Source organism: Bacillota bacterium, from assembly GCA_013178125.1.
In the GTDB taxonomy this organism is placed as follows: Bacteria; Bacillota; SHA-98; order Ch115; family JABLXJ01; genus JABLXL01.
The window spans coordinates 234,119-258,522 of record JABLXJ010000004.1 but is presented as its reverse complement, the minus strand read 5'-3'; the positions used below and the strand labels follow the sequence as shown (position 1 = coordinate 258,522).

The window sequence follows — 24,404 nt, the reverse complement described above, 5'->3', positions numbered from 1 at the left end:
GGTTGTACCCCGCGGTACCCTTCTCTTATTCGCCCTCCCTCGTACGGAAGTCAGGGGTACCTATAAGCACATTTTCCCGTGAGGCAACGATACCCCTTTCAAGCATATTTTTACGTGAGGCAACGGGTACATACTACATGACCTTTCTGAGCTTTGGGTTGGGGATCCGACCAGGGATCCTCCCCCGCTTTGCAATCGGAACGCCGTTCACCTCTTTCAGGTCGAGCGTCATATCTATGGGCGGCGCCTGGGAAATGAAGCTACCAACCCCAAACGCATCGGCTCCCGCCTGTATGAGTTCCCGGATCCTATCAGGCGTCAAGCCCCCTGAGACGAATATCTTAACATGGCTAAACCCGGCCTGGTCGAGCCTGGCTCTAAGCTCCTTCACGAGCTCTGGAGTAACGCCCCCGCGCTCCCCGGGCGTATCAAGCCGCACGCCCGCCAGCCTCCGCCCGAGGGCCTCAGCAACCCTGAGGCTCTCCTCGGTCTCATCTTTGAAGGTGTCTACAAGGATAACCCTTGGAGCATCGAGCGGCATGAAATCATCATAAGCCCTTGCCACCTTCACCGAGTCCCCCACTATGAGGAAGACAGCATGCGGGACTGTGCCCATGGGCTCCCTGCCCAGCAGCTTCGCCGCGAGGATGCAGCTCGCCCCATCCACACCACCCACGACGGCCGATCGCTCCAGCACTGGCGCGACAGCCGGGTGGACGTGCCTCGCCCCAAAGCAGATCGCCTGTTTGTCACCAGCAGCCTCCTTGACCTGGCGCGCCGCCGTGGCCCAGCCGCTGGCGCTCGCAAGCATGCCGAGGATCGGGGTCTCGAATATCCCAAATTCATCATAAGGCCCTTCAATGCGCATCACCACATCCTTGGGGGCAAACCCATCCCCCTCCTGGATGGCCCAGACCTCAACCTCTTTATCCTTTAAGAGGCCCAGGGCCTCCTCGACGCCCGCCATCACCCCCATCTTCCGCGGGAAAATCTCCGCCACAACTGGCGTCCTGGCGAGCCCGAGACGTTCCAGTATCTCACGGGTTCTTATAAAGTACACGTCGGTGGTGTACCCCGCGAGGAGCTCCTCATGCGTCGCTGAATGAAATCGCCGGCCACCGCCCGCCGCTGTCTGACCTACCCCGATGTTTATATCCTTTACATCCTGAATAGTTTTCAGCTCTTTAAGCCCTCTGCCCCCCACAGGTGCTTGACTGTCACCTGACATCCCGAAAGCTCTCCTTTCCTCCACCTTTCCTCCGCCTATCCTGCATGAATCCTACCTCAATTAATCTATCCTGGACCAATTAATAACCTACGAACTATTAACTTATAACCTATCTTGAACCTATCTTGCATGCATCCTGGGTTAGGCCGCCATCTCCCGGGCGCACCCGAGGGCCCCTGCCCCAGGCCTATTCGCGCGAGTCCCGTCCTGGAAGTCGTCGAATGATCACCGCTTGTTCGACAACGACCATGAAATCATATCGAATTATATCATATCAGTCCCTAGAATTGAATACTATCCGGAAAATATGCCGTTTTTAGCCAGTTCTCCCCATAGAGCCTCCTGTACCATTTATAAACGTGCATGACCCTCCTCACATACGCGCGGGTTTCAGGGAACGGCAGACTATCCAGGTGCTCCGGTCGCCCGGTCCACCGGCTCTCCTCCAGCCAGCCACGCACGTTGCCGCGGCCCGCATTATACGCAGCGAGCACCACCGTCACATCGCCCCCGAATTCCTTTGCCAGAGATGCCAGGTACCAGCTTCCTATGCGGATATTCGTTTCGGGGTCGTAAAGCATATCGTCATTGAAATCGCGCATGCCTAGCTCGCATGCAACCCACCTGCCGGTCTCGGGCATGATCTGCATGAGGCCAAGCGCACCCCTCCGCGACCTTGCGCTGGGGCAAAAATGGCTCTCAGTCCTAATCACGGCCGCTAGGAGGATCGGGTCAACATCGTTCTCGGTGGCGTATTTGAGCACAAGATCCCTATAATAAACCGGATAGAGTTTTCGCAAGAACCACGGCGACACAGCTATGGCAACCAATACTGCCAGAGGAATGGCATACAACATGACATATTTTCGCCACCCGGTAAGGTTTACAAGGCTTATCATCATTTTCCAAATCCCCTCGCTCAGGATTCCTTCAATATTTCATATACGCGCCCCACCGCAATTATTCCTGAGCGCGGGGCCGGCCAACCAGCTAACCAGCTCTCCCCAGAGCCGCCGCACCTGACGCTCCGTGTTGGCGACCGAGCCCGAGTTATCAATCACGAAGTCAGCCCGCCGGACCTTTTCGACCAGCGGGACCTGGGCAGCCACCCTCGCAGCGGCATCGCTCCTCGAGAGTCCGTTTCGCTCCATCAGCCTCTTGATCCTCGTCTCATCATCAGCCCACACAACGATCACCCTGTCAACAAGCGCATCCATACCGGCCTCGTAGAGAATTGCTGCATCCACGACGATCATGCCGGGGGGGACCACCACCTCAGCATCCCCGCCGGCTCCAGATGGCGTCTGGGAAGGCGCTGGTACCTGAGAAGACGATGGTGTCCGAGAGGATATTGGAGCGGGCGACTGTCCCTCTCTCCTGGGCCGGCTGAACCGGAATGCGCCGAGCCGGGATGCGACCTCGGCGAACATACGGGGGAACATTATGGCATCAAGCCGCGCAAGGGCCCCTGGATCGGTGAACACCAGGTCGCCGAGGCGCCTCCTGTCAAGCGTGCCAGCGGGCAGGATCACATCGGCTCCGAACTCTCGTTCGATCTCGACTAGGGCCGGAGAGCCCGGGGTGACCAGCTCGCGCGCTATCATATCGACATCTATGATCTCGGCGCCCAGGTTCTTCAACATCCCGGACACCAGGCTCTTTCCACTGGCGATACCACCAGTCAAGCCCAGCCTCATTCCATATTGCACGCCTATCATTCCTCCTCGACCTGGGGGACCTGAGCCCCCCAGGCTCCGGGCCGCCAAGTGAACTCGAATCTACCACCGCCGGGCCATATAAGCATTTTATACCCTCATGAGCGATAGCGCCCTGATCAGTATGAGACAGTATACCCGCCGTATCATATTCGAAGGAACGCCCACAAATCCTTCTACAAGCCTAAATTCCGCGGATGAAATTTTCTGGAAGGAACACGATGATCTCCAAACAACCCTCAAACATGCCTCAAACAAGCCTTAGTATTCCCAGCAAGATCAAAATGCCGCCAGGGATGAGGAGCGCACCCGACGATAGCCTCCGGCCGAGATAGATCCTCCCAGCCGCCATCCCGGCCGAGACAAAGATAAACTGCATAACACCGACAAAAACGGGCATCAAGATGCTCCAGAACCCGACAACACCGGCGCCGAAGCCGGCCCCTAGAGCGTCCATGGCGAGAGCTATCCCGAGGGGTAGAGCCTCTGAGAGGCTCAGGGACCCGGAACGGTCCAGGTCGGCCTTCTCGGGCATGCTCAAGAGGCGAAGAATCCCCCCGTCCCTCGACGACGCCCGGGCGGGCGCGCCGCCCGGGTTCCTATTGCGCTCCCTCCACCCGCTCCAGACGGCCGCGCAACCAAGCGCGATGAGTATGCCGCCACCAAGCAACCGCGCCATCCACTCGCCAAGATATACGCCAACGTTCCGACCGAGGAACATTGCCGCCGAAACCATCAAGGCCGACACTACATTTACCGCCAGGAGGGACACAAAAGGGATCGATATCCGCCTCATCCCGTAGGCGACGCCAGCCATGAGCCCATCCAGGCTCACCGCAACGGCGAGGAGCAAGGTCCCGATTACCTGCATCTTCGCTGGCCTCCTTCTTCCAACACCTAGAACCGCTGCTTTCCTAGGATATGGGGGAGAGGCCGAAAGCGTGCATGATGCAATAGCATGATGCAATAAGAGAAATAAGAGATATAAAAAGGCCCCGGGGTATACCCCGGGGCCTTTCGCTCGCTCACTTTACCTGCGGCATCCTCAGTGGGGACGCAGGCTGCGCTACTATAAGCCGGTTGATTTAGAATGGAATCTTGACGCCCAGCTTATAGTAGTTATTATGCGTACCCTCGTCGGCGATGTTGCACAGCCACGCCCACGGCTTGCCAGCGTCGGCGTCCGCATCGCACGGATCGGATGCAAGCCGGCTCTCGCCGTAGCTAAGCGTAACCTCGGCCGTCCCGAGCTTCACCTTGTAGGCGGCGTAGAGGTTGCCAGCCTTGAGTTCGTTGGTGTAGCTATAGCCGACAGTGACAGTGCTATTGCCGGACAGCGCGTAGTCAAGACCATTATAGAGAACCGTCCTTACCTTGTTGGCATCGTCGGTATGGGTCGTGCCGTTGTAGACAGCCGCCTTGTCGGACAGCTCATCCGTCAGGGCAACAACCGCCTCGCCGTAGACCGCGTACCTGGTGGCACGCCCGGTCTGGAGAGCGTTCTTGACCTTGACATAGCCCGCGCCCAGAGCATCGAAGCCCTTGGCCCCGCCAACCGCGAAGCCCTGCTTAGCCTCGACGTAACCATCGACATCGAGGCGGGAGTACTTGGCACTCTCGTCTATTGGACCTTCTGCCCCAAGCGGATTCTGGTCGGAGGTAACTACGACGCCATCACCGAAGAAGTCGTAAGTGCCGGTCCCATACTTGGCGGAGCTCTCAACCTTGATCCCAGGAGCGGGGGTGTAAGTTACCTTACCATCGAGCTTAATGCCCGAGCCCTCGCGCTCCCAGTCGGTCTTCGTCTGCGTATAGTTTCCGTATTCGTCTTTGGCATAGTCTATTGAAGCATCGTAGCGATTTTCGCCCTTCCACTCAGCGCCCGCGTTGACCGTAAGGTTCTCTTGTGGCTTATACTCGACTTTGCCATAGACGTTCTTGACATAGTCGTTATTGTATGCGTCAATGTTAGCTGCATCATCGAAGGCCGCCTTGTAGGAGCCGCCGACGTTGGCCTTCAAGTTGGCTACAGGGTTGAACTCCAGGTCGGCAGCAACCTTATTGCTCGGGCGGACAACATCCTCGTCCTTAACTTTGGTGCTACCATCGAAGTTGACCCTATAATCATCCTCGAGTGTTAGCTTCATAGCCTGACCGGCCAGGCCAAGCGGCATTACAGCCTTGCCATAGAACTGCCGCTGTCCCTTATAAGTAAGGACATCGCTCGAATCGGAATCAGCCGCGACCGTGTAGAAATCGGGATCCACAGCGCGGAAAGCACCGGAGAGGTCAAGTATCCCGGCCTTAATGCCGGCGATATTGATCTCATAGGCGTTTTTGCCCTCCGGATTGGCAAGCGCCATATCCTTGCTCTGAGCGATCGCAGCGGTTATCGTCGCACCCTCATTGATCGGCAGCGGCCCGGTTATGTCAGCTGCATAGTTCACATAGCTGGAGTCAAGAGTTCCACCGCCAGGAACGTCGTTCCACTGCCCGGCGTGATAGTCGTACTCCTTTGCTGCTTTATAGGAATCGACTGCCGCGTAGATGGCGCCGACCGTATACCCGCCCGGCAGACCGTAGGTCAACCTCAAGAGGCCGTATCGCTTATCCGTGAACTCATTTGTATCCTTTGTCGTCGTATCATCAATATTTTGGGCATTGATCGCCTGCGCATTCACGCCGAGCCCGCCGACCATTCCGACCGCCTTGACGACCATATCCTGATCATCAACGGCCTTAACAAGCCCGAGGGGATCACCGAAGCCAGCGAACTTATAATCCGCGCAGGTATCATCAGGGGACCCAGCGATACTGACCTTCAACGGGGCACCGGCATAGACCGCGTACCACGGGGTCTCGATGCTCCGGCCGAGGCTTTCATCGGCATTACCTTTAGCCCCGTTCCACCAGAACTTAAGCGGGATATGCGCAGCGAACGCAGAATCAGCATCCGCGTAATCGAGGTTTAGTTTTAAGTAAGTATCAGCGTCGTTCCAGCTTATTGCAGTCGTACCATTATCATAAGTAATCGCTCCACCGAACTCCCCGCTCACCTTGAGCCCGGCCGCCATTGTAGGGAGGGCCAGGAGCAGGGCCGCAAGGACGGCTACGAGCACTATCAGGCTCTTTCTCATCTTCTCTCCCCCTTACTGGTTATTTTTGAGCTTTGGTTGGGACTTCCTTCGCTCGAGGGGGGAATCCTGCGAGTATCCTTGTTTCCTCACTGGAAGCCTCTCTGCGCGAAAGCCCCTTTCTTGTCGTCTGCTGCGGTATGTGCTGCGTATTTTGAAACGCATCTTGCCTGGTATATGTTCTATTCATAGCCTCCGTAGCTAACCTCCGGGGTACACCTCCTTTCATGCTACCGAGGCTAAACCTTGATCTCATTGCACCCTACACGGAATTATATCATTACCTTATCCTTCCGTGCTAGCCTTAATTATTCTACATTAACCCCTTTTTTCCTTCTATTCCAGATTATTTTTTTCCTATCAGCATCTAGCCACCATTTGCCAAACATATGCTCCCTTTTCCGCGTCTCCCCTGAAGATCGCGTCTCCCCTAAAGATATGGTTAGCTGGCTGGCTGGAATACCTGTATTCCCCCCGAGGGAATCGCCTGGATGGCCAGAGGGCCCCCGGGGCATATACTTAGACTATTCCCTCGCCCGGCTCTCCCTGACGGGTGGCTCGGGCGGCTCTATATGCACAGTGGTTATGGCGTTTATCTGCGATGAGATAGCATCCTCTACGCGTTCAGCAATCTCGTGAGACTCGGTAACAGGGAGCGACCCGTCGACCTGGATGTGAAGGGATACAACCTTCTGGCCGCCCCCATAGTCGTGGACGCTGACCTTGTGCATGCTCTTTACGCCCTTGACCCTACATGCAATGGCGCCTATCCGGTCCACAAGCTCGGGCGACGGCCTCTCGCCTATAAGCGTGCTCGCCGCGGACATCCCGATATCATAAGCAGTATATATGACCAGCGCCGAGACAAGAAGCCCAAAAACAGCGTCAAGCCTGGGGTAACCCAGCGCTGTGGCAACTATGGCTATCGCAACAAGCACGGTGGCTACGGCATCGCTGCGATGGTGCCAGGCATCGGCAATCAGGACACCCGAGTTTATCTTCCTGCCGAGCGCGACCGAAAACCGCGCCATCCATTCCTTCGCAACGCCGGTCGCCGCCAGCACACTCGCGATTAAAAGGCTGCCGCCTACGGCCTCTGTCCCGAAAAATCTCCGGACCGAAGTGCTGGCGAATTCAAGCCCCACAACAGCCAATAAAATGGCTATAATTAGCGTCGCAATAGGTTCGACGCGGCCATGACCAAATGGGTGCTCCTTATCCGCTGGCATCCTGGCCGCTCTGAAGCCCACAAGGACCACTACAGAGGTTAAGACGTCCGATGCCGTATGCACTGCATCGGCCAGGAGGGCGATGCTATTCAGGCTAACTCCCAGGAAAACCTTGAACGCCGCAAGGAATATGTTCCCGATTATACTGACCCAGGCCTCGAGGAATCCATATCTAGCCCTCACATCGCCGTTTTCCACTTCCTCGTGATTTGGCACAAACCTCTTAACTAGCCACTCAGAAAGATTAAACACCGTGCTTCCTCCTTATGGTTATATTCTGAGCGGTCGCTGCAGGCTCCATTACTCTATTACTCCAACTACTCCAACTCCATCACTCAGGCTTCTCCACTTAAGGCTCAAAATTCAAGGCTCAAAACTCAAGCCTCGAGAAGACTTAAGCGCGAACCCCCGGAGCCGGAGAACATGCACACACCCGCCGGTATTGAGTCACGTAAAGGGCCTGCAGCACCACTTCTATGGAGTGGTCCCGCAGGCCCTTCAACCTGCTGCTAAGCAACCTAGCCCGGCCCCACCGGCCCCGGCCCCGAAGCCCGGCACCCTGCCGCCCTTCAAGACCAGAAGGCCGATCGCCTGCTCCAAGCCTATCATACAGGCTTTGCTTTGTATTTTGCCACACGTTATCTTATATTAACCCAAGTATATTTCACCGGCATCATCGCTATTACCCGATTTCTACCTGGTTTTTATTATCCGGTTTTTATTATTCGGTTTTGGTAACACGCGCGAATCCGGAGCACCCGGAGTACGTTAGAAGCGATTATTAACATTATAACCCGCAAAATCCCCCATGTCTAGACCACCAAAGCGGCCGAAAGCGGCCCTAAAGCGGCCCCTAACAGCTCCTGACGCGCTCGCAGCCAGTGCGGCCTTCCAAAACGTGCCTGACGTCTCCTAACATCACTAACCGTTAAAGCGGCTCCATATCCAGCCAGTTCGGCCCAGCTTTCACGTCCACCTTGAGAGGCACAGAGAGCTGGACTGCATTCTCCATTACATCCCTCACGAGCTTCCCCACGATATCAAGCTCCTCCTCGGGCACCTCGAAAACAAGCTCATCATGGACCTGGAGGATCATCCTCGAGATCAACCCCCGAGCAGCGATCTCCTTATCCACGGCGACCATCGCGAGCTTTATAATATCAGCGGCCGTTCCCTGGATCGGGGTATTCATCGCTGTGCGCTCGGCAAACTTGCGGACCGGGACCTTGGGGCTGTGCAGGTCAGGCAGGTATCTCCGCCGGTTTAGCAGGGTCGTAACATACCCTTGCCTCCTCGCCGCCTCTATCGTCTCATCCAGGTAACGCCGGACACCCTTGTAATGCCAGAAATACCTGTCAATGAACTTCCTCGCCTCGGCCCTCCCCATGCCGACGCCCTGCGCGAGCCCGTAGTCGCTGATGCCGTAAACGATGCCGAAATTCACCGCCTTGGCCCGGGACCTCATCTCCTCGCTCACGATATCCAGGGGGACCCCGTAAACCTGAGCGGCCGTCCTCGCGTGAATGTCCTCGCCCTTCTGGAAAGCTTCAATAAGATTTGGGTCGCCCGAGAAGTGGGCGAGGATCCTCAGTTCAATCTGGGAATAATCCGCGCTCATTATAAGCCAGCCATCCTTGCCCGGCGTGAAGACCTGCCGGATTTTACGGCCCTCCTCCTTGCGGATGGGGATGTTCTGAAGATTGGGATCGCTCGATGAAAGCCGGCCCGTGGCCGTCACGGTCTGGTTAAACGTCGTATGAATCCGCCCGGTAACGGGGTTTATCAGCCCCCCGAGGGCATCGGCGTAAGTGCTTTTCAGCTTTACGAGCTCGCGGTATTCCAGGATCTTGCGCGCGATCTCATGCCTCCCGGCGAGCCCTTCGAGGACTTTGGCATCCGTCGACCTGCCCGTCTTCGTCTTCTTGCCGGCCGGGAGCCTGAGCTTTTCGAACAGGATCGATCCGAGCTGCTTTGGCGAATTGATATTGAATTCCTCGCCAGCAAGCCAGTAGATCTCCTCCTCGATAGCTTTTATGCGCCTGTTCATATCGTCCGATAATTCCTTCAAGCGAGGCACATCTACTGAAACGCCTTGCATCTCCATGCGCGCTAGGACCTCAATCAAAGGCATTTCAACCCGGCGAAAGAGATCCTCCATGCCGTCGTGCTTGATCCCGTGGCCAAGGCGCCCTGCAAGCTCGGGCAGGAGCCGGAGCCCCCGGCATACTATATCCCCAATGGCTGCTGCATCGACATCCGAGAGCCTCATAGGCGTATTGCCGCCCCCGCGCCTCGATTTCGAAATCAAGGATCCGGGATCCGGGAGGTCCACGCCCAGCTGCTCCCTGGCAACAGCGCCGAGCGAGTGATTTTCGGCGCCGGGATCGACCAGGTATGAGGCGACCATTGTATCGAAAGAAAGACCGCGCAACTCGATATTATGACGCTTGAGGTATTCCAGCTTGGGCTTGGCGTCATGACAGATTTTCTGAATTCCCAAGTTTTCCAATATCCCGCGAAGCGCGGCCAGGGCCTCATTCTCGCGCATCCTCTCGCCCGGCGCGCCGTCCAGCGCGCAGGTGGGCCCCGCAGGCCCCCTATCAACCACCGCTACCGGGATGTAAAAAGCCTCGCCATCGCACCCGGGGCGCGAGGCGCCCGGCGCCGGCGAAGAAATGCCAAGCAGGCCTATGCCGGCGAGCGACGACTGCATCGGCCGGGGGCCCTCAAGCAAAAGCTCAAATGCTACCGCATTGCATCCCTCAAGCCTCGCCGCGACATCATATAGTCCCTCGGGCGACGATACGATGGTAAATGACCCCGCTCCGGCACCCGGAACGGCAACGGCACATGAAGCATCGCTCCCGGAAACCTGGGATGCCGGCCTCTCGCTATGGGCTTCGCCCCGGGCTCCGGCTATGGCGCCAGGGATATCTTCAAGCCTCCTCATCAAGCTCTTGAACTGGAATCTCGTAAATATCTCCCTCAGCGCCGCCCTGTCCGGCTTTCCCACCCTGCACTGCTGGAGATCGATCTCGATGGGCACATTGCGCTCGATGGTAGCAAGGCGTTTGCTCATCCTGGCCAGCTCAACATTCGCCCGTATAAGATCTTGCTGGCGCTTCCTGGACACCTTGTCGAGGTTTTCGACGAGGTTCTCGAGGCTGCCGAATACCTTCACAAGCTCGATGGCTGTCTTCTCGCCTATGCCCGGAACGCCCGGGATATTATCTGAGGCGTCGCCCATCAAGCCTTTAACATCTATCATCTGGGCCGGGGCGAGGCCATACCTGGCCAGAACGGCGTCCTCGTCATATACCTCCATCTCGCTGATGCCCTTGCGCGTCAGCATCACCTTCGTCGCAGGCGATACGAGCTGCAGGGCGTCCCTATCTCCTGTAACAATGAGGTTGGTGTAGCCTGACTCCTCGGCCCTGAGGGTGAGCGTCCCAATTATATCATCCGCCTCAAATCCCTCTATTTCGAATATAGAAGCCCCGAAGGCCCGGGCAACTTCCTTGATCCATGGCAATTGATAGGCAAGCTCATCCGGCATCCCCTTGCGCTGAGCCTTATATCCCTCGTATTCCATGTGCCTGAAAGTCGGGGCCGCCTTATCGAACGCCACCGCTAGCAACGCGGGCTTCTCTTCGTCAAGAAGCCGCAAGAGCATGGTCGTAAACCCGTAGACCGCGTTTGTATACTCGCCCGCGGTTGTGGCGAGGGGCGGCAATGCATAAAAGGCCCTGTTCGCCAGGCTGTTTCCATCTATGATTATGAACTTGCCAGTAAACTCGTGTTTATCCACATTATTCCTCATCGAGTTACTATCCCCCATTGGGTTCCCCTCGCTCATAATCAACCTTCAAAAACCAATCCCCAATCAATCCTCATGTTTGATATAAGCAGCGCGCCTGCGGCCCTCTTCAAGACATATAGCTTCAACCCGGCGGCCGACCCAGCCCGCGGCCTATCCTCCGGCCCATCCCCTGGCCTATTTCCACCCGCGCCAGACCCAGGCGTTTGCTCAAATGCCGCCAGCTTCCTGATAAGCGATTCATAGACCCCCTCGGGGATCATCAGGAGGGCCAGCCGGTCCTGCCTTAGGAATGCGAGCGCCTTTTCCTCCGACAGGATGTATCGGACGGGACGCCTTGCATAAAATACGCTGCTCGCATCCCCTCCTCCTGATAACATGCTGCCGAGTTCGCCGCCGCCCGGCCCCCCACCTTCAAGCAAGCGCCCGGCCTCCAGGGCGAGCGGCTTTACCGGCTTATACAGCTCAAGTTTGGGCAGGAGGGCAACGCTAAGGCCCACCGTAACGAGGAGAAACACGATAACCGTGGCTAGAAACGCAACCCCTGCCCTGCGCGTTAACATAAATAATGTTATGGTTACGACCGTCCCGGCGACAACCGCAACCGGCAAGAAGAAAAGAAGCCTCACCGCGCTCACATATTCAGGGGGGATGCTCGGTCTGGCCGCCACAAGGGACAGCCCCAGGAGCAATCCCAGGGCACCAATTAGCGAAAGCCCTGCGATGACCTCCTTCCTCGCCCTTGCGGACGTCTCGTCAACAAAGATACGATCCCACCACAAGGCTACAGCCAGGGCGATGCCAGGGAGCCCGGGGAGGATATACCCGGGCAGCTTGGTTCTTGATATAGAGAAGAACAGGAATACAATTGCAAACCATATTATGACAAACCGGCCCCCATCAGATCGCCAGGCTCCGGCAACAAGCCCGTCACGGCCATCCTCATCCCAGCCGTTTCCTTGTAGGCCGCTTTCCTGCAATCTGTTTCCCTGCAATTTGCTTCCCCGCAATCTATCATGATTGCGCCTCTCACCACGCCTGGCACGCCCGGCCATCACCCTCTCTATCCAACCCACGGCGCCGGCCAGGAGAAACCCGCTCCACGGCAGGAAACCCAACGCCAGCACCAAAAGATAGTAGTACCATGGTCCCCCGTGGGTTTCAATGGCGGATGTAAAGCGAGTAAACATATGATAGCCAAAGTAATCAGCTAGGAACTTCCCGCCGTACCGCGCCCAAACGGCAAGGTGCCAGGGCAGAGCGATCAGGGCAAATGCCGCTGCCCCGAGAAGGGCCCAGCGATTTGCAACCTCGCGCCACACCCCGCGAAACCCCTCAGAAAGGCCCAGAAAGACAACTATAATGCCTCCGGGGAGGAGAACCGCCACGGGGCCCTTAGTCAGGGTGCCGAGAGCCATGGCAACCCCCAAGAGCGCATAGTAGCGCCGGTCTCGCCTGCACCACGCCAGCCAGAACGCGAGGAGGCTCAGTTCTATAAAAAAGGTCAAGGTCGTGTCCATCAGGCCGATTTTCGATTCGGCAAAGTAAAGCAGGTTGCTCCCGAGCACAATTGCGGCGAGCAACCCAACCCTCTTCGAAAAGAGGGATTTCCCCAGGAAATACACGAGCACCGCGCCCAGGAAGCCAAATGAGACAGAGCCGAGCCGGGCGGAGAATTCATTCACGCCAAAAATCCGATAGAAGCCCGCAGTCACCCAATAATGAAGGGGTGGCTTATCGAATCTCGGCTGGTAATTGAAATACGGAGCCACATAGTCCCCGCGCAGCAGCATCTCCCGCGCCACCTCGGCGTACATGCCTTCGTCCAGGTCCCACAACGAAGGGGCCCCCAACCCCAGAAGAAGCGCGGGCAAGAGCAGGACGGCTATCACCACTATGGGCACGAGGTCATTCTGGCTCCTCAAGCACGGACATTTCCATTTCCGCAGGTACCTCTTCACGGCTATCCCCTTTCAGCCACTTCAACGGCGTGCTATCCCTTGTGTGCTATCCCCTATCTCGAGCTATCTCCCGGGAATATGCTCGGGAAGCATCCTCTCTCAGGCTATGCCCTGACCCGGGCTATCCCCTGGCTCAATGTTCCAAAGGGGCTCCCAAAAGCCAGAAGGGTTGAGACCATGCCATCCGCCCGTTCGAACCCATGACCTCGACCCTTACAAACCCCTCCCCGCCGTCAGGCTCATAGGATGCCTCGCTTACGGAGCGGAAGACCGCGACGGGCTTGTTTTCAAGATTTATGAACCTGATATCAACCTTCTCCCCCACCGCTCTCGCGAAGATCCGGCGCCCCTCCACGCCGAACTCAACTGTCGGTCCAGTAGTTGCATAAAAATGTCCCCCGCTGAGCGCCTCCCTGGCAGCATCCAGCGAAAAAGCCCTCGCTTTGATCATTACCCAGCCCAGGCCGATGTGGCCCTCCTCGTGGCTGTCGTCGACTGCGATGCCCCATACAGGGGAGCCAGGGCCGCGGCTCCTTGAAACCACATGCCAGCGTTGAATATTCTTACCAGTATCCGAATGAAAATTATATATCTCCATGAGCCTGTAGCCTGACAGGCCGACCAGGTCGTCCCCGGTCCACTCGCCGGTCCCGAGATTCCCTGTCCAGCTGGGATGACATGGTATGGCGAGCCCACCCTCCCCTTGAGTGGAATCGACAATGGCCTGAGCCGTTCGCTCCCGCGTCCTGCTGGTCACAAAAAGCCTCAGCATATGGTGGCCAAGCGGCCAGAAAATATAGGGAATTGTGTGCTCCTCGCCCGGGATAATCATGATCTTCGAGTTCGCGCTATTGAGCCCTGGGACGCCGCTCACGTCCGGGGATGCCGGGTCAAACACCTTATCATGATCTGTTATGGCCAGGAACTTGAAGCCCCTATCCTCGTAGGCCTTTATGACATCTGCAACCCCCATCTTCCCGTCCGATCGGGTCGTGTGGGCGTGGAGCTGAGCCTTATAATATTCACCAGGGACATTATAGGGATCCATGATGACGAAATCCCGCCCGAGCGCCTCCGGTGCCCACGCGGCCTCCCGCGCGGCATCAGTGGAGGCCACCCCGCTAAACGCGCCGGGCTCCCAGAAAGCGAATTGCCCCGTCCTCAGGTAGCTTGCTAGAGCAGCTACGATGACAACGGCCGCCAATACATAAAACGCCACAAGAAAGCCCGACGGGCGGCGGCGCCCCCCGTAAGCTCCATAAACGGTATGTCTCTGTATTCTCTGTATTCTTGGATATTTCTTGCCAGGCTTGCCAGGACGCAGGTATCTACGTAGTCTCAAAAGCATCCTCCTCCGCTCTCCCCTGATGGCTCCCCCACTTTACTCGGGTTTATTCAGGCAATGGTTTATTCAGGCAATCTGCCAGGATCCTGTCAGGATAGGCGATTCATCAGAACCGGCCGGGCGCTGGTGCGCCGCCCGCACGCTGGTGCTGTGCTGCATATCCATGACGGGCCTGCCTCATTCGCAAGGATAAATTCAGGTGCAGGCGCCGAATTTTGAGCAGGTCGCGAAACATCCGGGCTGAGTCGATGCCAGCCCGGACCCTGGTCCCCGGCGAATCGTGCCATTCGACCGGAACCTCCTTTATCTTGAAGCCCAGCTGCCTGGCCAGGTAGAGGATTTCCACGTCGAAGGCGAAGCCATCAACCCGTTGCATAGTGAAAAGGGTCTGAGCTGCCTCCCGGGTAAAGGCCTTGAACCCGCACTGTGTATCCTGAATGCCCTTGATGGCCACCAGTTGCACAAGATGATTGAATACCCTGCCCATGATTCTCCTGTGCAACGGCTGGGGAATTGTTATCCTCGACTCCGCCAGGGCCCGCGATCCTATGGCTACATCGTAACCATCAGAGAGCCAGCAAACGAGCTTGTCCACCTCGGCAATCGGCGTTGAAAGGTCCGCGTCCGAAAACAGGATATAATCGCCCCTGGCTGCGAGGACACCATGCTTCACTGAAAAACCCTTGCCACGGTTCACACCATTGCGCAGGAGCTGGATAACAACGCCCGCCTCGCCCGACTGCCTCGACCTCGCTTCTACGACGCCGCAGGTCCCGTCCGTGCTCCCGTCATCCACGACTATGATCTCTACCCTGTCTATAGGCTCTACTCTGCCGGGGACACTCGCCCCGTTGAGGTCGGGGCTGGAAGAGCTAAAGTAGTCGACGATTTTATCAAGGGTCTCCCCTATGCGCGTTTCTTCATTATATGCCGGGATGACTATGCTCAGCATGCGATCTTCGCGCTCAGCACCTTCGCGCTCAGCATATGGCTTCCGCAGGCCAATTGAAATGCTGGCCTCGTCTTTCAATCTCTCAGGCATCTCTATTTTGCTCTCAGGCGTCTCCATCCCGGCTATCTCCTATCACGGGCATCATCTCAGGCGTCACCTCAGGCATTTCCATCTCAGGCACCTTCGCTTCAGGGCCTCCCCCTGGCGACATTCCCTCCCTCGGGTGACACTCTAAGTTTATCATAAAGGGTCCAGATTGCAAGGCCTATCCCTGACTCCCTGACTGCTGCCTGATTGCGGGGCCCATCCCCGCTGGCCCCACCTCCTGCCCCAATACCCACCCCAATATCCCCAATATCCCGTCCTCTACACCGGAACCTGTATCTTCCTCAAGAAAGGTCTGGAATAAGGCCTATCACCAGCCATACGGACCACATATTACATAAAGGGTTCTCGAGGCAAATGTAGAATGGAGTAGAATGCAGGTGCAGGATGGAGAAACATGTAACTATCGTGTAGCCATTACGATGTGACGACCAATACAACTATTGCGTAAGAGGCAATCCACAAGCCGGGAAATAGGAAACGAATCGGCGATAGTAATGATAATGAGTAGACGGAATATCTCGAAGATCTCTTATATCACGTGATTACGGGAGGGAATGCTCCATGGCCAAGGCATTTGGACGGTTTTTGAACCTCATGAGCCCGGCTGCCCCAATCCTGATTCTGGTTCTTGTTCTGGTTATAGCAATGCTCGCGTCCCCGCCCGGGAACCCGGGCCTCCCCTGTATAAATTCCACTGCTTCGGCTCAGAGCGGCCTCAAGGATATCGAATACAGCTGGGCACGGGATGCCATCGAGCCGCTCGTCGAGGAAGGGATAATAAGCGGTTACCCTGATGGGACATTCAAGCCCGAGGCCACGATAACCCGGGCGGAGTTTGCCAAGATCGTGGCCAGGGCCTTTGCTATCCGCTCGGGCGGGCAGCAATCCTTCAAGGATGTGAAGGACGGCTGGGCAAAGGCATACATCACGGCCCTTGCAGAGCATGGGATAGTCTCGGGTTACCCTGATGGGACATTCAGGCCCAAGAAGAACATAACTCGGGCAGAGATGGTCACCATGCTCATGCGGGTGGTAAAGCTCGCCGACAAGATGGATCGGCCGAATCCGTGGGAGCCGAGCTTCACGGATATCTCGCCCAACTACTGGGCATTCAGGTATATAGAAATCGCAAACCGCCTCGGTATACTGCCGGTTCACTATGGTGCCATCTTTGAGCCCAATACCGATACGACGAGGGCGGAGACAGCCTGGATGGTGAAGTCCCTGATTGACCTCAAGACCATTGAGGGCAAGGTCGCGTCGGTGGACGCGCAACAAAATGCCATCACCGTCCAGAAGCTGAACGAGACAAACGAGGTTATCGTCCTGGACCCCGGCACGGAGGTGTACCGCAATAGCGTGGCGACCGAGGCCAGCAAGCTGCTCCGGGGCGATGACGTCTATATAGTTTGCACGAGCTATGGCGAGCCCAGGTTCGTCAAGGCAAAGGGCGTTGTAACCAAGGATGACATCACAACCAAGGTCAGCGTCCTGACCAAGGGAACGCTGACGCCGGCCCAGGTCGAGGCCCTCGCAAAGGGCCAGTGGGGATCGGTCAGGAAGGATCTCACCCCGGCGCTTCGCGACAGGTTAGTGGGATATGGCCTGACCCCAGAGGAGGCCGACGGGCTCCTGACCCAGGATTGGACGAAACTTACAGATCTCGCAAAGCAGCGGCTGGCGAGGGCCATATCGGACGAGCTTGGGATATCGGCCGAGCTGGCGACCGCACTGCTCAACCAGGACTGGCAGCAGGCCAAAACCTATGGCCAGATCGAGGCGGCCCAGTACCTGCTTGCAAAGCTCATGAATATGTAAATAATATACAAATTAGGCACGTGATATAAATCAATCGGGGTGTGAAGGGGAACTGGCCCGGTCGTCCCGCGTGGTTGTAAGCTCAACCACCCAGGCGTCCGGGTTCCATTTTGCCTCGATGTCGGGCAGGATGAACGGTATATCGCGAATATCCACGTAGATTCGCCCACTTCGTTCCTCCGCCGTTATGCCAAGCGCCCCAACCCAGGCGATCCCCTTTGACGCGTTCCACTGGAGGGTGAGACCCAGCTTATCCGTGATGGGCTTCAGCGGAACCTGAAATCGACCCTTATCTACATCAGCAAATACGCGCCCGCGCAGTTCCTCGCCGTCAAGCACAAGGCCCGGGGTCGTAAACGATGCCGTCCCTCCTCCCACCCTATCAACGCTGAGCCTCAGCCTCGCCCCTACCGCGGAGGCGAGCGCCGCTGCCGCCACGAACGGTTTGCCGGATACGTCGCGGACCTGAAATACCGGGGTGCCATCTATTTGAGCCTGCCGGGACGCCCGGTCCCACCTCGCCTGGGCCCCGAGGACCCTGGCCACTTCCAGCGGTAGCATGGCGCTATCCACGCCGTTCCCATCCACAAATCCCACCTCACCGGTCTCCTCCCCGTTTACTATAACGGAGACACCCCACGGGACAGCAACCGGTTTGCCCGCCGCCTCCTTTATGACCTTATCAAGGATGAATTCATTCACATTCATCTTCATCCGGAATGCCTGCATGCCTACCCCTCTCTCTGTTCTCTCTGTCCGCACCTCTCCCCCTATCTGCGCCTCTTCCTCGATCCTCGTCCCCTCCCCCATGGGTTTCCCTGTGCCTTCCCCTATTACAACCTGCTCACCCGCCTGGCTCACGGGCCGGCTCATGAAGGGAAGGAGGCTTAGCTCCTCGTAGGCAGCCTCGATGGTGTTTGTCCCCTTCCTGTAGATATCGGGGTAAACGGTGATGGTGACCCTGGCGAGAATGGGATCAACCGAGGCGAGGATCGTCTTATAGATGAACTTCACCGGCGTCCCGACGGGCGCGAGATCGTAAAGCTCCTGAACATCCTCCTCATACATCCTGATGCAACCCAGGGAGACCGCCTTCCCGATAGAGGAGGGATCATTATTCCCGTGTATCCCGTAGCCATCATAGCTCAGGCCGAGCCACCTGGAACCTATGGGGTTATCAGGTCCGGGCGGCACGGGCTTCCGCCCGTCTGGCGGGTACCACGCAGGGTTCTTCACCTTGCGTACTACTGTGCACTCCCCCAGGAAGGTGGGCGAGACGGCTTTCCCCACCGCAATCGGGTATTCCCTTATAAGAACGTTATCTTTATAAAGATAAAGCCTGTAACCTGGGATATTTATTATAATCTTCAAGCCGGGCATATTCTCAAATTTCTGGGGCAACATAGCATCCCTCTGAGGCGCCGCGCTTTTCTGGCCTTCCTGACTTTCCTGGCTTACCTTGAAATCGTCCTGAGCCTCTGCCATGCTCGCGCCTGGCACGCCTAACGCGCCGAGGCCATTCAAAAACAAAACCAGTAGAACCATAGTGGCAGCCATGACCGCTGCACCAAAACGAAACCTACGTAGTGTAAAGCAAAGCCACACTATATATCCATCCTCCTTTAAGTAATGCTTCAGGAAGTAATGCTTCAGGTAATGGCCATCCACTGGTAACCTCGCCGCCTGCCCGCCCTGTCACGGTAACTTCGTTACCACTCTACCGTGGCCTACCCATGAAGGTTTATTTTGTATTGAAAAAATATTACGAAATAGATACTAATTATTAATATCTACGCTACAGAGCCTGGAGAGCCTAGCGATCGCCTTGAAACGGCCCTATTGAAACATAATCAACCCCCCCGGGGCCCGAGTCATGCCTAGTTATGCCTCATACCAACCAGCCAGACAAGCCAGGCGACCAGGCCCCAACGCAGGTGTAAAATGCAGGTCCGCACCCTATCGGGGACTTTACACCCCATCAAGACTTTACACCGCGCCCGCAAGCGGCCGCTTTACTATCGCCGCCAGGAGCTTAATAGCGCCCTCTACATCGCCTATATCCACCATCTCGCTCGGCGTATGTACATACCTGGCCGGGATCGACAGCACGCCCGATGGGATGCCCTCCCTCGTCGTATGTATGGACCCCGCGTCAGTCCCGCCGAAATCCAATATCTCGAGCTGGTATGGGATCCCCGCCGCCGACGCCGTCTCGACCATCAGGTTCTTGACTTTAGGATGCGCCACCACAGACATATCCTTTACCTTGATGGCAGGCCCCGCCCCCAGCTTTACGGCCATGCGCGGAGCCTCCGGCGTATCCCCCGTAAGAGTGAGGTCGACGGCAATCCCTATATCAGGATTCACCCCATAGGCCGCGGTCTTTGCGCCCCGCAACCCGACCTCCTCCTGGACAGTGAAGACAAAGTAGACTTCATTGGGCGTCTCGAGCCCCTTTGTGCGCTTTATGGTTTCCACAACCACGGCGCACCCAGCCCTATCGTCCATAGACTTGGCTATGAGCTTCCCTCCGATGTCTGTCATCTCGCGGTAGAAGCAAGCCACATCCCCGACCTTCACACGGGATTCTGCTTCAGCCTTGTCTTTTGCCCCGATATCGATAAACATCTTATCAAGCTTCAGATCCTTCAAATCGTCCAGTTTCTCTCGCCCGAATGTCCCGACCGTGCCGTTGGCAAACATAACGCGCTGGCCTATCAGGGTAAAAGGCGATACCCCTCCGACATTAGAGAACCTGAGAAAGCCCGAGTCTTCTATATAGGTCACTATCACGCCAATCTCATCCATGTGCGCGGCGACCAGAAGCTTCGCCCCGCCGCTCCCCCCGCTGCCGCGTCTCATCGCAATGAGATTGCCCAGCGGGTCGACCCTTATCTCATCAACGGCACCATGGATCTCATCGCGTATTAGATCCCTTACCCGGTCCTCGTTCCCCGAGGGGCCGTAGGCCTCCACAAGCTTCTTGATTGTATCCTTCACGGCATCCCCTGGGGTATCCATGTGCATGGTATCCATAGCGCCACCCTTCATGGCACCAGCACTGGCGCCCCTCTCATCCTTAGGTTCGCCCTTCGATGCGTTCTTCACCGAGGAAGCCCCCTTTCCTGAATGCTCCGGAGGAAGCTAACAGCCAGCCTCCTCGTATTCTCAAAGTCATCCCTGTTTATGATAGAGACTGGTGAATGTATATATCGAGCCGGCACCGAGACAACAGCCGTTGGAATCCCCTCGCGCTGCAGATGTATACGCCCCGCGTCGGTTCCCCCCACACCCGTGCGCCTGTACTGGAAGGGTATGCCCTCCCGTTCGGCAACCTCCTCGAGCCGCCTGACGATCGCCTTGTTTGCGATCACGGAAAGGTCCATGTGCGTCAAGGCCGGCCCCCGCCCGAGGGTGGTGCAATAGCCATGCGGCTTGGTCCCAGGGACATCCGACGCGGTTGTGCCCTCAAACACCAGGGCGATATCGGGCTTGATGCTATATGCCGCAACCCCCGCGCCCCGCGCCCCGACCTCCTCCTGCGTGGTGAAGACCAGATAAAGCGGAAACTCGTAAGCTTCTTCGAGCACCTTGATCAGGACCGCGCAGCCAACCCTGTCGTCGAATGCCTTGGCTTTCGCGCAGGTGTTCCCGATCTCCCTGTATTTCGTAGCGAAGACGGCCCCATCCCCGCGCTTTACGAGCTTCTCGGCATCCTCCTTACTGGTCGCCCCGATGTCTATAAAAAGCTGCTCCGTTTTAAAAGGCTTCTCCTGCTCATCCTTTTCCTGGAGGTGAATAGGCTTGGACCCGATCACCCCGGGGACCCTATCCTTTCCAATCAAGACAGCCTTGGAAACGAGGACGCGGTCGTCGATGCTGCCGATCTTTTGAAACCTGAGCATACCCGATTTCTCTATATAGGTTACCATCAGGCCGACCTCGTCCATATGAGCCGCCAGCATGACGCGCGGGCCGTCCCTTAAGCCCCTCTTAAAGGCTATGAGGTTGCCGAACGCATCCGTGCGGACCTCGTCGCACTTGCCCTTTATCTCATCCCTGACAACGTTTCGTATCTCGCCCTCCTGCCCTGAGACGCCTGCGGCCTCAGTAAGGCGCGCTAGAAGCATTTCAATCCCTCCAGGAAATCCTTATCAAGACCTGATATGAACCTCGCCAGGAGCCTGCCGCTCCGCTTTACATCCCGCAAACACACCGTCTCAACCGATGTGTGCATATACCTGAGGGGGATTGATACAAGGGCTGTCGGTATACCGTCCCTGGCCATCTGTATCCCCCATGCATCGGTGCCGCCCGGGTAGGGCGATGGGTCGACCTGATATGGAATGCCCGTATCCTCTGCGATCTTGACAAGTCGCTCGTAGATGCGCGGGTGGACATGCGGGCCAAACCCAAGCGCAGGCCCCTTATCAATAGGAACGGTGTCGTATTCCGAAACGCCGGGCATCTCCGCGTGGCAGACGTCTACCGCTATGCCTACATCGGGGACGATGGAGTAGCTGCCGACAATGGCCCCGCGGATTCCAACCTCTTCCTGCACAGTCGCCACACAATAAACATCGGCGATATGTCTCACCCTGGAAAGCTCTTGAAGACAGGTAAAAAGAACGCCCACCCCTGCCCTATCGTCCAGAGCCTTTGCCGCTAGAAACTCATCCCTCAGGACCACGGGCTCCCTATATATAGTGGCCGTATCGCCGACGCTGACGAGCTCCTCGAGCTCGGCCCTGGTGAGGCCGACATCGATGACCATATCCTCCTTCTTCACGGCCTTCTTCGCCTCGTCGAGGTCCTGGATATGCGGGGGCTTTGCACCGATCACGCCCATGAGATCTCTCTTTCCGTGGACCACTACCTCCTGTCCGGGGAGAACTCGGGGGTCTATTCCCCCGATATAGGAGAACCTCAACCCGCCCTCATCCTCTATCTTGGTTATCACGAATCCAATCTCATCCATATGGGCGGCCAACATCACCCTGGGGCGTGGCTCATCCTCCCCACCTGCACCCTTCTCTTCATCCTTTTTGCCCTTCTCCTCGCCCTTCTTGAGAAGAATGAGGTTTCCGAGCGGGTCCAGGCGGAACTCATCGTAGAGCCCGCGAAATCCCTCAACCGCTGCGGATGCCACATTATTTTCATACCCGGAGACTCCACTCTGAGTGAGAAGGTTACTAAGAAACTCCTCGAGCTGCATAATACTGCCGCAAAATCCCCGCCCATGCCGACCTGTGCGAGCCTGTCCGGCATATGCCAGCACATGCCAATTCCTAATCCGGGCGAGGGAAGTTGCGGCGCTCACCCCTTTCCTGGCGGGGCATTGGGTTAAATCCAAACCAGCCCCGGTGGCTATGCACTACATGACCTTTTCCTATTCGTCGACCCGTTTCTAAACTCCTGCCGCTCCTGATTATTTTTACCATCTTTGTGACAAAATCATACTGATGTATGTATAGCACCTATGTGTAGCACCTATGAGTGACATCGGGATGGGGCTTGCACACCTCTATCACACCTGGTGAAGAGGGACGCGCGACCAGGTCAACGCGGGGCAAGAGAGCAACGCAAAATGCGCCGAAATGAGCAGCCTTATGCAACATTGAGCGGTTTGGAGAAAAGTGCGAAAACATAACTGAGGGTGCGAAAAACATAACTAGAAACATAACTGGAGGCAGTTACCATGGACAGAAACGCGCTTATCAAGCATCTAAACTGGTTCTACGGGCTCGAGCTCGAGCAAGTGGACCTCTACACAGCCCAGAGCAAGGCAGTTGATGACATATATCTCTCCAAGACCCTGGAGCGGGTCGCCTTAATAGAACAACAACATGTAGATAACATAGCCGATAAAATCCGCGAACTTGGCGGCACCCCAACGAAAGTCGGGGACATCGTCGCCCCCCTCCTAGGGGTGGCCATGGGCGGGATTACGGGGCTCGCTGGCCCGCTCGCAATCTTGAGAACCGACATAACCCTGGAAGAAAAGGCGATGCGCGACTACAAGGACCTGATCATAAAGGCTGGAAAGGACCAGGAGCTTTTTGATCTCCTGTGGGCCAATCTCATCGATGAGGACCTTCATACGGCCTGGTTTGCCAATAAGATGCGGGAGCTTCAAAAAATCGAGCAGAAACAAGTCAGATTCATGGTAGAGCGGCCTTAGAAGTCTTTTGCATCGTTGACATGGATAGGTATCCAGGAATAATTTTAGGATGATCCCTGACTGACTGGACAGTCAGTCAGGGATGGTCGGTCAACGGGCGGTCACTACAGTCAGTCATTGAAGTAAGCCCAATCATTTAAGCCCAATCATCAGAGTGAGTTCACTGAGATCAATCATCTAGGAGGGGAAACCCTTGCCGCAAGACATCAGCCTCATCTTCCAACTAACAGGCAACCCGGCCAACCCGGATAAGTCGTCCCAGCCTCCCTATCTCCAAGCAGCACATGGATATGATAAACGCGAGCGGATTCTGGATGCCGCGCAAAGGGTTTTCTCAGAGAAGGGGTTCCATAACGCCACGGTGGAGGAGATAGCTGAGCTAGCTTCCATTGGGAAAGGCACTGTTTACCTGTATTTCAAAAGTAAGGTGGAAATACTCGTTTCCCTTATAGAGAGCCGCATCGAGGAAATCAAGGCGCTAATCTTACAGGAATCCCTGAAATCTGCAACGCTACGCGAAAAGGTTCGCAATATCATAGCGATACAGTTCGACTTCTATAGTCATTACAAGGATTTTCTCAGGGTCTTCCTGAGTGAGATCGGCGAAATCCGCGGAAAACTCGGCGGGAGGCTGGCAGAGGCGCGCGCTGGTCTCGTGGAGCTTATAGAGGGCATATTGAAAGCAGAAATCGAAAAAGGGAAACTGAGATCCCTTGCCCCCCGCATAATAGCCCGAGCGCTCATGGGGGCGACCAACGTAGTAGCATTTGAATGGCTTGTTAAGGAGAATAGGGACCCAGACGAGGAGTGCATCTCTCAGCTCTGCGACTTTTGCCTCTATGGCATCGCCGGCGACTCAAACTTTGAGAGTTTAGATACGCGATAACTCCATCATATACTCATCCTTACGGCGGAC

17 protein-coding genes are annotated in these 24,404 nt (G+C 56.5%); 3 read left to right on the top strand and 14 right to left on the bottom strand.

Features of this window, described 5'->3' with window-relative positions; translation table 11 throughout:
- Positions 1 to 133: 133 nt before the first annotated feature.
- From HPY71_05555 to HPY71_05510, 10 genes are all read right to left on the bottom strand, one after another.
- On the bottom strand, positions 134 to 1,228 hold the full coding sequence (locus tag HPY71_05555) for a nicotinate phosphoribosyltransferase (protein NPV52971.1): 1,095 nt from the start codon (positions 1,226 to 1,228) through the stop codon (positions 134 to 136).
- Positions 1,229 to 1,509: 281 nt separating this feature from the next.
- On the bottom strand, positions 1,510 to 2,085 hold the full coding sequence (locus tag HPY71_05550) for a lytic transglycosylase domain-containing protein (GenBank protein NPV52970.1): 576 nt from the start codon (positions 2,083 to 2,085) through the stop codon (positions 1,510 to 1,512).
- Positions 2,086 to 2,166: 81 nt separating this feature from the next.
- Positions 2,167 to 2,937, bottom strand: coding sequence for a dephospho-CoA kinase (gene coaE / locus HPY71_05545; protein ID NPV52969.1), 771 nt, complete (start codon positions 2,935 to 2,937; stop codon positions 2,167 to 2,169).
- 256 nt (positions 2,938 to 3,193) lie between these two features.
- The gene (ytaF, locus tag HPY71_05540) at positions 3,194 to 3,814 is read right to left on the bottom strand and encodes a sporulation membrane protein YtaF (GenBank protein NPV52968.1); all 621 of its coding nucleotides are present in this window, start codon (positions 3,812 to 3,814) and stop codon (positions 3,194 to 3,196) included.
- A gap of 214 nt (positions 3,815 to 4,028) precedes the next feature.
- Positions 4,029 to 6,080, bottom strand: coding sequence for a hypothetical protein (locus tag HPY71_05535; GenBank protein NPV52967.1), 2,052 nt, complete (start codon positions 6,078 to 6,080; stop codon positions 4,029 to 4,031).
- A 521-nt stretch (positions 6,081 to 6,601) separates the two neighbouring features.
- The gene (locus tag HPY71_05530) at positions 6,602 to 7,558 is read right to left on the bottom strand and encodes a cation transporter (GenBank protein NPV52966.1); all 957 of its coding nucleotides are present in this window, start codon (positions 7,556 to 7,558) and stop codon (positions 6,602 to 6,604) included.
- A 676-nt stretch (positions 7,559 to 8,234) separates the two neighbouring features.
- On the bottom strand, positions 8,235 to 11,126 hold the full coding sequence (gene polA, locus HPY71_05525) for a DNA polymerase I (protein ID NPV52965.1): 2,892 nt from the start codon (positions 11,124 to 11,126) through the stop codon (positions 8,235 to 8,237).
- A 38-nt stretch (positions 11,127 to 11,164) separates the two neighbouring features.
- The gene (locus HPY71_05520) at positions 11,165 to 13,084 is read right to left on the bottom strand and encodes a glycosyltransferase family 39 protein (protein NPV52964.1); all 1,920 of its coding nucleotides are present in this window, start codon (positions 13,082 to 13,084) and stop codon (positions 11,165 to 11,167) included.
- A gap of 133 nt (positions 13,085 to 13,217) precedes the next feature.
- Positions 13,218 to 14,426, bottom strand: coding sequence for a PHP domain-containing protein (locus tag HPY71_05515; GenBank protein ID NPV52963.1), 1,209 nt, complete (start codon positions 14,424 to 14,426; stop codon positions 13,218 to 13,220).
- Positions 14,427 to 14,535: 109 nt separating this feature from the next.
- Complete coding sequence (locus HPY71_05510; GenBank protein NPV52962.1) at positions 14,536 to 15,498, bottom strand: glycosyltransferase; 963 nt, start codon at positions 15,496 to 15,498, stop codon at positions 14,536 to 14,538.
- A gap of 552 nt (positions 15,499 to 16,050) precedes the next feature.
- Between HPY71_05510 and HPY71_05505 the strand changes: the two genes are divergently transcribed.
- Complete coding sequence (locus HPY71_05505; protein NPV52961.1) at positions 16,051 to 17,307, top strand: S-layer homology domain-containing protein; 1,257 nt, start codon at positions 16,051 to 16,053, stop codon at positions 17,305 to 17,307.
- A gap of 30 nt (positions 17,308 to 17,337) precedes the next feature.
- Here HPY71_05505 and HPY71_05500 read toward each other — a convergent pair whose 3' ends face one another.
- From HPY71_05500 to HPY71_05485, 4 genes are all read right to left on the bottom strand, one after another.
- The gene (locus HPY71_05500; protein NPV52960.1) at positions 17,338 to 18,975 is read right to left on the bottom strand and encodes a L,D-transpeptidase; all 1,638 of its coding nucleotides are present in this window, start codon (positions 18,973 to 18,975) and stop codon (positions 17,338 to 17,340) included.
- Positions 18,976 to 19,293: 318 nt separating this feature from the next.
- Entirely contained in the window at positions 19,294 to 20,328 is a 1,035-nt protein-coding gene (locus tag HPY71_05495) for a M42 family metallopeptidase (GenBank protein NPV52959.1), read from the bottom strand.
- Between the two features lie 83 nt (positions 20,329 to 20,411).
- Complete coding sequence (locus HPY71_05490; protein ID NPV52958.1) at positions 20,412 to 21,437, bottom strand: M42 family metallopeptidase; 1,026 nt, start codon at positions 21,435 to 21,437, stop codon at positions 20,412 to 20,414.
- On the bottom strand, positions 21,428 to 22,522 hold the full coding sequence (locus HPY71_05485) for a M42 family metallopeptidase (GenBank protein NPV52957.1): 1,095 nt from the start codon (positions 22,520 to 22,522) through the stop codon (positions 21,428 to 21,430). The genes HPY71_05490 and HPY71_05485 overlap by 10 nt, the downstream gene beginning before the upstream one ends.
- 483 nt (positions 22,523 to 23,005) lie before the next feature.
- Here HPY71_05485 and HPY71_05480 point away from each other — a divergent pair, with 483 nt between their 5' ends.
- Both HPY71_05480 and HPY71_05475 read left to right on the top strand, forming a co-directional pair.
- Positions 23,006 to 23,488 carry a ferritin-like domain-containing protein gene (locus HPY71_05480; protein NPV52956.1) on the top strand — a complete coding sequence of 161 codons (483 nt, stop codon included), beginning with the start codon at positions 23,006 to 23,008 and terminating at the stop codon, positions 23,486 to 23,488.
- A 193-nt stretch (positions 23,489 to 23,681) separates the two neighbouring features.
- Positions 23,682 to 24,374: a TetR/AcrR family transcriptional regulator gene (locus HPY71_05475; protein ID NPV52955.1), complete on the top strand. Its 693-nt coding sequence runs from the start codon at positions 23,682 to 23,684 to the stop codon at positions 24,372 to 24,374.
- Positions 24,375 to 24,404: the final 30 nt, after the last annotated feature.